1 protein-coding gene is annotated in these 3,241 nt (G+C 48.3%); it reads right to left on the reverse strand.

Annotation, left to right across the window (positions count from 1 at the left end; all coding sequences use genetic code 11):
• Positions 1 to 340 precede the first annotated feature (340 nt).
• Positions 341 to 3,241: non-ribosomal peptide synthetase (locus GRP75_RS22460; protein ID WP_160790407.1), on the reverse strand; the 2,901-nt coding region annotated here is incomplete at its 5' end.

Genomic DNA, 3,241 nt, shown 5'->3' on the forward strand with positions numbered 1-3,241 from the left:
CCGAAGCAATGAGCAGGTTCGACAGAAACAACGCTGCTAAAAAAGCGGATAGGTAGCAAATGCTTCTATTCTTCATATTGAAGTACCATCCTTACGTATGAAGTTGATTTAATGATTTGAACCGTGCGGTGATTGCATAGCGAGCAGATATTTATACTCCGTATGGAAGCCATCAGCATGGCGCTATGGAATCATCGCACTTCCCATCGCGGGAGTGCACAAATAAAGCGAATCCTGATCGAGTCGCGTAAGCAGAAGGCTTCTTACCTGTCGATCAGGATTCATGTGTTACAGATTAAAAATTAGTGATTCAATTCGTTACATCATCGACCATAGATTTTCAAGATTTATGATGTGCCAAATCTTGTGTCATGTCTTTGTCCGTGTTCCGAGTTATCTTTTGTATGGTGGCACGGATACTTTTTACATTTTCCTCGATAAATCCGGGTTCCAGCAGTTCATAATGATTACCAATCAAGCTATGCTCTTCATAGCTACCTTGTGTAGCGTCTTTCCATAAAAGTCGATTATCTCCTGTACCCCTCACCGTTTCCGATCCAACGGCGACAAAGCCGTGAATATTCGCCTGAACGTTCTCTGTATTCACAAGCTGGTTGCCATACACCGCGTAAGCGATCATTTTACGTTGGTACGTTTCATTCAACAGCTCACGGTAGGATTCGGGAACCTGTTCCAGCATGTCATGAATTTCATGCTCTGTTTCTTCAACTGTGAAGGGCAGGGCTTCCGCCCTTTTGACCGAATCGAGCATAAAAATATCGGATACAGCATGGCCCTGACGTTCCAGTGTGTCAGCAACCTTATGCGCCAGATTACCACCTATGGAATAACCAAGCAGCACATACGGACCTTGCGCTTGCGTGCTGACGATCAAATCAACGTAACGTGCCAGCATGGCCTGCTCATCCGCAGCATCATCCACGAACTCTAATCCATACACGACTGCGTCCTGATCCAGTTGTTTCGCCAGCTCCGCGAACGACAGCCCGTATCCAAGCATAGGAGGAAAGCAGAAGATGGAGATCGGACCGTGTTCATTCAACCGAATGATTGGACTATCGGCCTTGTATTCCAGATCGGCTTTCAATAATGTGAGCGCCTGCTCTTCTATAGTCGGGAAGTCCATTACACTACGGATGGGGAGCTCAATGTCTGTGGCAAGGTGAACTTTGCGTATAAGCTCCAGTACTTTCAAGGAATGTCCGCCCAACGTGAAAAAGTCATCATGGATACCCACTTGTGGAATTTCAAGCACTTCCTGCCAAATAGATGCCAGCAACTGCTCCACATCGGTTCGCGGTGCGACATATTCTATACCCGTGTGCAGCCCTTTGTCCGGCACAGGTAAAGCTTTGCGGTCGATTTTGCCGTTGGTCGTCAGCGGAAACCGATCCAGCTGTACAAATGCGGATGGAATCATATAGCTCGGCAGACTGACCGACATCGCAGCTCGAATCTCACGGATGGTCAGCTGTTCATCGGCTGTGAAGTAAGCACATAATTGCTGCTGACCTGCTCCGTCCCGCAAAGCAATAACAACACTATCCCGCACGGACGGTACACTTGCCAGCCGTGCCTCCACCTCGCCCAGCTCAATCCGGTAACCGCGAATTTTAACCTGTTGATCAATCCGTCCAGCATATTCCAGTATGCCGTCTTCACGCCAGCGAACAAGGTCTCCCGTGCAGTATAGGCGATCTCCGTCCACCCACGGATTAGCAAGAAATCTCTCAGCCGTCAATTCAGGACGGTTCAAGTAACCGCGTGCGACTCCGTCTCCGCCAACAACCAGCTCACCCCATGCTCCAATCGGCTGCAGGTTAAACGCCGAATCGACCACATACGCCGTCGAATTGCGGATAGGACGCCCGATCGGCACAGAATCAAGCTGTTCTTCCTTAATATGATAAGCCGTCGAAAAAGTAGTATTTTCCGTTGGTCCATAGCCGTTAATGATATTCATGTCCGGATTATCCCGTAACACCCGGTTAATATGCGGCGCAGACAGCACGTCGCCTCCGACCAGCAAATACTTCACATCTCCGAACAATTTACTGTCCTGCTGCGAAAGCTGATTAAATAGCGGTGTAGTCAGCCACATCATGGTGATGCGATGATCCCGTATGGTCTCCTTGAGCTTAGCTGCGTCCAAAAGATCATCCTTATGCACGAGTACAAGCCGACCGCCGTTCAGTAGCGCCCCCCAAATTTCAAACGTAGACACATCAAATACAAATGCGCAAGTCTGCAACATTCGGATCGATTCATCGAACGGCACATAATCCGTATTACGCACCAAGCGAACGACACTTTGATGCTCAACAACGACGCCCTTAGGCTTGCCTGTTGATCCCGAGGTATAGATGACATAAGCAGCATGTTCGCCCGCTCCATCTATCCCCAAATTGGAAGCATCCGAACTGTAGGACGTATCATCATTCAGATTGACAATCTGTCCATCAAAATAGCAACGATCCAGTAAATCTTGTTGAGTCAGCAGCAGTTTGGCTCCCGAATCGTCCAGCATATAGCGAATACGATCTTCGGGATATTGAGGATCTATCGGTACATACGCGCCTCCAACCTTCAAAATAGCCAACGTTCCGATAATCATATCCAACGAACGCTCCGTTAGAATGCCGACAGGCTCATCGGCCTTCACTCCAGCAGTCTGTAGCGTATGCGCTAATCGGTTAGCCTTCTCATTGAGTTCCCGATAGGTCAACGATTGATGATCCAAAGTGACGGCCACGTGATCTGGCGTACGTTCGGCCTGCTCCTCAAACAGCTTTTGGATTGTCTGATTGCGCGGATATACAGAAGCCGTGTCGTTAAACTCGCCTTTAATCTGTTGTCTTTCCGCCGTTGTCACCAATTCCAGTTCTTCAACGCGAACATGCGGGTTGAACGAAATTTGCTCCAGCAGACGAGCAAAATGACCATGCAGACGCTCAATGCCGGTTTGATCAAAGCTCAATGCGTTATACATAAAACGAATCTTGATGCCTTCTCCCGGCATTACGACGACGTTCAGATCGTAGTTGGTTTGCTCTGTAGCCACTGCGTTTAAAATTGTGAATGCATTCTGCCCATCACTTCCCAGCTGCTCTACCTGCTGCTCCACCGGATAATTTTCGAATATCATAATGTGCTTGATTAGATCCTGCTTCTGCTCGGTCAGTGCCTGAATTTCATACAGCGGGAACGTGTCATAGGCATT

It is taken from the genome of Paenibacillus sp. OT2-17, assembly GCF_009827695.1.
GTDB lineage: Bacteria > Bacillota > Bacilli > Paenibacillales > Paenibacillaceae > Paenibacillus > Paenibacillus polymyxa_B.